This window comes from Actinomyces sp. ICM47, from assembly GCF_000278725.1.
Lineage (GTDB): Bacteria > Actinomycetota > Actinomycetes > Actinomycetales > Actinomycetaceae > Pauljensenia.
The window spans coordinates 1-6,562 of record NZ_ALCA01000030.1 but is presented as its reverse complement, the minus strand read 5'-3'; the positions used below and the strand labels follow the sequence as shown (position 1 = coordinate 6,562).

The following is a 6,562-nucleotide window of genomic DNA, read 5'->3' as shown; positions in this document are numbered from 1 at the left end:
CGCCGATCCCGCAGCCCAGATCCGCCACCCGCCTCGCCCCCGAGGCGCGGAAGCGCTGCGCGTGGCGCGCCGCCACCACCAGACGCGTCGCCTGCTCCAGCCCGTCGCGCGTGAACACCATGTGTGAGGCGAACGGGCCAAACTTGGCGCGCGCTGCCTGGCGTAGGGCCAGCTGTGTGAGGACTGCGGCAGCCAGGTCAGCCTCGATGCCCGAGGCGCGCAGGGCGGCCCCCAGCTCGCGCAGCGGCATTGGGTTGGTCTCCTGGCGGGCTTGGAGAGACTCCAGCAGCTCCCAGCCGGGCGAGGACAGGATCGGGGTCAAGGTGTTCACCGGGCCATTGTCCCATCTCTGGCGCGGCGAGGCCGTCACCGGCACGCTCGCGAAGCGGCGGGTGCGCGCTCGATTGCATAAATGGACGGCGGACGAATCGCCCTCGGTGAACCTGCTGGCACTCGGGTTGCCCGAGTGCCAGGAGCGCAACTACACTCGAAGAGGAAACGCGGGATCGCCCCGCGACCGGTCCTGCACCTGACCCCCGCGACGGCAGGGAAAGGACGAGCACCTTCGTGACACAGAAGAAAGGGAGCGACAATGTCGATCTCCATTAAGCCCCTCGAGGACCGCATCGTCATCCGCCAGGTTGAGGCCGAGCAGACCACCGCCTCCGGCCTGGTTATTCCGGATACCGCCAAGGAGAAGCCGCAGGAAGGCGAAGTTATCGCCGTGGGCCCCGGCCGCGTGGACGACAAGGGCAACCGTATTCCCGTCGACGTCAAGGTTGGCGACGTGGTTATCTACTCGCGCTACGGCGGCACCGAGGTCAAGTACGAGGGCCAGGAGTTCCAGATCCTGTCCTCGCGCGACGTGCTGGCGGTTGTGGAGCGCTGAGCGCCTTCGCACACTGAACGCTACGGGGGCGGCCCGGAAGGAATTCTTCCGGGCCGCCCCCGTGTACGTATGATGTGCCGGGCGCTGCGCGGGCCGCGTCGCCCGCAGTCTCAGGACGCCGTCTCGGCCAGCTGCGCCAGCACGGTGTTGCGCACGTAGGCGGCGTCGCGGAACCCGGGAATGTACGCCTTGTTAATGAACATGGTGGGCGTGCCCGTGATACCGGCCTGGTGCGCCTGCTCCTTGGCGGACTTCACCTTGGTGACGGTGTGGTCGGCGAGCATCGTCGTGCGGAACTTGTCCAGGTCGGGCACCCCGGCCGTTTGCGCGAAGTCGACGAGGGCCTGCTCGGAGTACTGGGGGTGTCCGGTCGGGTCCGCCGCCGCGTAGACGACGTCGTGGAACTCCCAGAACTTACCCTGCTCGGCCGCCGCGAGACCCGCCTGGGCCGCCAGGGGAGAGGAGTCGGTGATCTGCGCCAGGTCGTACCACTCGACGCGCAGCGTGCCGTCCTCCACGAGGTCGGTCAGCGCCGGGTCGATCTCGCGGGCGAACTTCGTGCAATACGGGCACGCGAAGTCAGAGAAGACGACCATCGTCACGGGCGCGTTGACGTCGCCCTTGGCCTGCTGATCGTTCGGGTCGTGGCGCATGAACGAGTTCATGATCGCCAGGTTGTTCGTATTCGTCTGGCTGGGTTCGGCGCTCTGCTCAGCCGACGGCATCTGCGCGGAGGCCGCCGGGGTTCCCGGCGTTGCCTGGCTCGCCGGGGAGGTGGACGAGAGCTGGACGCCCATCCACACGCACGCGCCCGCAAGCAGGGCGGTAACCGGCGCGGTGACCATGAAGAGGGTCTTGTAGATGTTCGTTTCCTGCCCGGCGACGGCTTTCTTCTCCGTCGACGAGGCCGTGGAATCGTTGGTGGTCATGCGTCCTCCCGGGGAACGTCGGTCAAGGTGTCGGGCGAGTTGTGGGCACTAAAATGGTGCGGCATCGCGGTGGCGATGCCGCACCGGCACTTCGTTTGCGTGATCAGGACACGCGACGTCCACGTCCGGAGGAGCGGATCTCCTCGCGACGTTCTTCCTCGGTCATTCCACCCCAGATGCCGTAGGGCTCCTGGGCGGCCAGAGCATAGGACCGGCACTGCTCGATCACCGGGCAGGTAGCGCAAATCGCCTTGGCGTTCGCAGCGCGACGCCGACGCGTGGAGCCGCGCTCACCCTCGGGATGGAAGAACAGCTCGGTGTCCAGGTCTCGGCACGCCGCTTCGTACTGCCATTCCCACGCGTCGATCATGGGGCCGGGCAGACGGGAGACGTCAGTCATTGGGTGCCTCCTTCTTGTCTGTCGTGCCGACATTTTCGGCACACGATGTCCGCAAGGATAGACACTTGTGCGGTAGTTATTCAAGGCTCTTGTCAGAAGTATGAGCCAGTTCTCATGGAGCGGCGTCCTGGGCAGTGGAAATACGGAAAAACTGAGATGGACGCACTGAATGAACAATGAACAACTTTTTGAATAACTTTGAGAGGTGTAACGCACCCGTTCCTGTGGCGTCTCCGGGCCTGACAGACAAGAATCTGTAAGCGTACGCAGGCGCACAGAGGGGAGGAGCCATGCCGCGAGCGATCCTTACGCACGTTGCGCACGCCGACCGTTCCCGCACCGTGTCCTCCGTCGCCGACGAACTCGGCGTCTCCGCCTCCACGCTTCGAACCTGGGAACGGCGCTACGGCCTCGGCCCTGCCAGGCGCGAGGCCGGCTCACGCCGCCGCTACCAGCCAGAAGACGTCGAGCGCCTACGGGCCATGGTCAACCACCTGCACGCGGGCCTCCCCGCCGCCGAGGCCGCCAAGCGCGCCCTTTCCGACATCGCCGCTCATCCCAACGCCGGACACGTCACCGCGTCCCAGCTACGTTCCATCGTTCTCTCCGACGATATCTCCCGCCTCGAGGACGCTCTCGAAGCGACCGTCGCCAGCCACGGCCTCGTCCACACGTGGTCGCGCTTCGTCGAACCCACCCTCAAAGCCCTGCGCACCACCCCGGGTGGGGACCCCGTCGGTGCCCCACCCGCGCTCATGCTGCTCAACGCTTTCCAGCGCGTGTGCCGCTCCGTCCACCTCTCGCGCCCTGCCCGCTCCTTCGTCGGCGGTGACCGCGTCGCCCTGATCACCGACGCACTCCACGAGACGCCCGCCCAGGTCATCGGCGTCGCCCTGGCCTGGTACGGCTGCGACGTGCGCGTCCTGTCCAGCGAACACTACGGGGGCGTGTGCGCCGACGACCGCTTCCGCGAATACGTGCGCGCCGGCGTGCCCGCCATCGCCATCGTGCTGGGGTGCGGCCCCGCCTGCGCCGACACCATCGAAGGACTCATCTCCCGCTACGGTGGACCCACCATCATCGTCGGCACCGACGCGCCCGACATCCTGGCCCCCCACGTGCAGCGCGTGCGCACGATCAACGCCTGCGTCGAAGAAGCCCTCGCGCTCCTGGCACCCCAGGCGGACCTTCAACTGGTCGGTCGGTCCTAGCCCCTTGACGAGGCCGACGGGCCTCATGTTTGACTGACCGCCCACGCGGGGTGCGCGTTCGCGCCAAGAGTCCTGGTCAGGTGGTACCGTGAGGGTACGGACAGGCAGGAGAACAGTCATGAACGCCCCCTGGAACAATGAGGATCTACGCCGCGCCTTCGACGCCGACTTCGACGCGCTCGTTGCCTTCGCGTCCCGCTCGAAAGCCCGGGTTGGCTACGCTTTCCTGCGCGCCGACGGTCAGGTCGACCTTGGACGTCCCCTCGACGCACGCATCAGCGCGCGCATGACCCACGTGTTCGCACTCGCGCAAATGCGCGGAATCGAGGGCGCGTCCCACCTGGTGTCCCACGGCCTCGCCGCCCTGACCGGTCCCCTGCGCGCCGCCAACGGCAGCTGGTACTCCGAGGTAGTCCCCACCTCCGAAACCAGCGCGATCCCCGTGCCCCGCTCTGTCCTGTCCCAGCGTGCCCAGTCCGCGATGATCGGCGCTGCCGCAGCCGCCCTCATGGCCGGGCACTCCGAGGCCGCCGACCTTCTCGCGGACCTCGAGAAAGACCAAGACCAGCGCTGGTGGGACCCCTCCTACGGTGCTGTGCGCGAAGAAATCGACGCGGCCACCGAGGTGTGCTCGCCCCTGCGACGCCTCTCCACCAACCTCGACACCGCCCAGTCATACCTGGCCGCCTGGGAAGCCACCTCGAACCGCGTGTGGTTCGACCGCGCCCGCTCTATCCTGCGCCTCGTCGGGGAGAATGCCGCCCGCTCGGGCTTCGCCCTGCCCGACCTCTTCGACGAGGAATGGCGACCCCTGCCCGCGACCTGCGACCAGCCCCCGCTCGAACTCATCCGACCCGGCGATACCCTGCCCGGCCTCGGCTTCAAGGCCGCGCGCCTCATCGGGCAAGTCTGCGCCATCCTCATCCACATGGGTGAAACCCCCGGGCCGTGGATGCTCGACACCGCCATCTCCCTGTATGAACGCGCCCACGCCGACGGATGGACCGAGGACGGTGTCGGCGGCATCGTCTACACCCTCGACTCCACCGGCATCGTCGTCGCGCCCGAACGTATGCACTGGGTCGTGTGCGAGGCCGCCAGCGCCGCCCGCGTCCTCGCTGAACTGGTCGTCCCTGACCTCGCCGAAGACCTCGCCGTCGACTACGCGCGCGCCGTTGCCTGGGCCGACTCCCACGCACGCGCCGGAATGGGCCGCTGGATCCACGAGATCGCGCCTGACGGGTCCGTCTCCATGCGCGTGTGGGAAGGGCGTCCCGACGCCCTGACCGCCGCCCGCATGCTCGCGCGGGGTGCCGCCCCCATCTACTTGACAGTCACCGGGGCAACCGCGATGGCCGGGGCCTCCACGCGCGCCCAGCGGGCCGCCTGAAAGCTGGGTGGTGGCACCCCGCGGCTCCCCCCATGACGGCGGGTAGCCTCGCCCGTGACGCGTCTCTCGCGCGAGGCCACTGTGCCCAGGAAGGCCGCCCAGGCCTCGTACCCAAGCCTCGCCCGGGGAAAGGGTAATGACGCGAATGCGCCTGCGACCACCTACAATTGGCCCATGGGAGAACTTTCAACACACGATCCTTTCAGCCTCACCGGCCTCACCTACGACGACGTCCTGCTCCTGCCCGAGCTCACGGACGTCGTTCCTTCATCCGTTGACACATCCAGCCGCTTGACAAAGAACATTTCCCTGCGCGTGCCGCTCCTGTCCGCCGCCATGGACACCGTCACCGAAGCACGCATGGCCATCGCCATGGCCCGCCAGGGCGGCATCGGCATCCTCCACCGCAACCTCTCCATCGAGGAACAGGCCGCGCAAGTCCGCCAGGTTAAGCGCAGCGAATCCGGCATGGTTGAGGACCCCGTCACCGTCGGCCCCGACGCCACCATCGACGAACTCGACAGCCTGTGCGGCCACTACCGTGTCTCCGGTCTGCCCGTCGTGAACGAAGACGGCACCCTCGTCGGCATCATCACCAACCGCGACCTGCGCTTCGTCCCCCAGGACGAATGGGCCACCCTGCGCGTGCGCGACTGCATGACTCCCCGTGACCGCCTCGTCGTCGGTCAGGTCGGCATCTCCCGCGAGCACGCCAAGCACCTGCTGGCCGAACACCGCGTCGAAAAGCTGCCCATCGTCGACGAGAATGACCACCTGACCGGCCTCATCACCGTCAAGGACTTCGTCAAGACCGAGCAGTACCCCAACGCCACGAAGGACTCGCGCGGCCGCCTCATCGTCGGCGCGGCCGTCGGCTACTGGGGCGACACGTGGGAGCGCGCCACCGCCCTAGCCGAGGCCGGCGTGGACGTCCTCGTCGTCGACACTGCGAACGGTGGAGCCCAGCTGGCCCTCGACATGATCCGCCGCATTAAGGCCGACCCGACCTTCGCCGGCATCGACATCATCGGCGGCAACGTCGCCACGACCGAGGGCGCGCAAGCCCTCATCGACGCGGGCGTCGACGCCGTCAAGGTCGGTGTGGGTCCCGGCTCGATCTGCACGACCCGCGTCGTCGCCGGCGTCGGCGTCCCCCAGATCACCGCCATCCACCTCGCCGCCAAGGCCTGCGGCCCCGCCGGAGTCCCGCTCATCGCGGACGGCGGCCTGCAGTACTCGGGCGACATCGGCAAAGCCCTCGTCGCCGGCGCCGACACCGTCATGCTCGGCTCCCTGCTGGCCGGCTGCGAGGAATCCCCCGGCGAGGTTGTGTTCACCAACGGCAAGCAGTTCAAGCGCTACCGCGGCATGGGCTCGCTTGGCGCGATGAGCTCGCGCGGTCGCAAATCCTACTCCAAAGACCGCTACTTCCAGGCCGACGTCACCTCCGACGACAAGATCGTCCCCGAGGGCATCGAGGGCCAGGTTCCCTACACCGGTTCCCTCGCCTCGGTGATCTATCAGCTCGTCGGCGGCCTGCACCAGACCATGTTCTACCTGGGAGCCTCCACGATCGCCCAGGTCAAGGCCAACGGTCGCTTCGTGCGCATCACCAGCGCAGGCCTGCGCGAGTCGCACCCGCACGACGTCCAAATGACGACGGAAGCGCCGAACTACCACTCCTCCTCCGCGAAGTAACCGCAGGTCGAGCATTCGTGACGGGCGGGAGCAGCCGGTGGGCTG

6 protein-coding genes and 1 pseudogene are annotated in these 6,562 nt (G+C 67.8%); 4 read left to right on the top strand and 3 right to left on the bottom strand.

Features of this window, described 5'->3' with window-relative positions; translation table 11 throughout:
* A pseudogene (locus HMPREF1136_RS02050) lies at positions 1 to 331 on the bottom strand (class I SAM-dependent methyltransferase); the annotation flags it as partial.
* A gap of 261 nt (positions 332 to 592) precedes the next feature.
* Between HMPREF1136_RS02050 and groES the strand changes: the two are divergent.
* The gene (gene groES / locus HMPREF1136_RS02045) at positions 593 to 889 is read left to right on the top strand and encodes a co-chaperone GroES (protein WP_009647648.1); all 297 of its coding nucleotides are present in this window, start codon (positions 593 to 595) and stop codon (positions 887 to 889) included.
* Positions 890 to 999: 110 nt separating this feature from the next.
* Here the strand turns inward: groES and HMPREF1136_RS02040 are convergent, their stop codons facing one another.
* Together HMPREF1136_RS02040 and HMPREF1136_RS02035 are read right to left on the bottom strand one after the other, a co-directional pair.
* On the bottom strand, positions 1,000 to 1,818 hold the full coding sequence (locus tag HMPREF1136_RS02040) for a DsbA family protein (protein ID WP_009647649.1): 819 nt from the start codon (positions 1,816 to 1,818) through the stop codon (positions 1,000 to 1,002).
* Between the two features lie 103 nt (positions 1,819 to 1,921).
* Positions 1,922 to 2,218 (bottom strand): WhiB family transcriptional regulator, encoded by a 297-nt coding sequence (locus HMPREF1136_RS02035; protein ID WP_003790481.1) that lies wholly within the window; start codon positions 2,216 to 2,218, stop codon positions 1,922 to 1,924.
* 290 nt (positions 2,219 to 2,508) lie between these two features.
* Between HMPREF1136_RS02035 and HMPREF1136_RS02030 the strand changes: the two genes are divergently transcribed.
* The 3 genes from HMPREF1136_RS02030 to guaB all read left to right on the top strand — a co-directional run bounded on the left by HMPREF1136_RS02030 (position 2,509) and on the right by guaB (position 6,517).
* Positions 2,509 to 3,429, top strand: a complete 921-nt coding sequence (locus HMPREF1136_RS02030; protein ID WP_009647651.1) for a MerR family transcriptional regulator — start codon at positions 2,509 to 2,511, stop codon at positions 3,427 to 3,429.
* A gap of 118 nt (positions 3,430 to 3,547) precedes the next feature.
* Complete coding sequence (locus tag HMPREF1136_RS02025; RefSeq protein ID WP_009647647.1) at positions 3,548 to 4,819, top strand: AGE family epimerase/isomerase; 1,272 nt, start codon at positions 3,548 to 3,550, stop codon at positions 4,817 to 4,819.
* 174 nt (positions 4,820 to 4,993) lie between these two features.
* The gene (gene guaB, locus HMPREF1136_RS02020; protein WP_034504471.1) at positions 4,994 to 6,517 is read left to right on the top strand and encodes an IMP dehydrogenase; all 1,524 of its coding nucleotides are present in this window, start codon (positions 4,994 to 4,996) and stop codon (positions 6,515 to 6,517) included.
* The last annotated feature ends 45 nt before the right edge of the window (positions 6,518 to 6,562 follow it).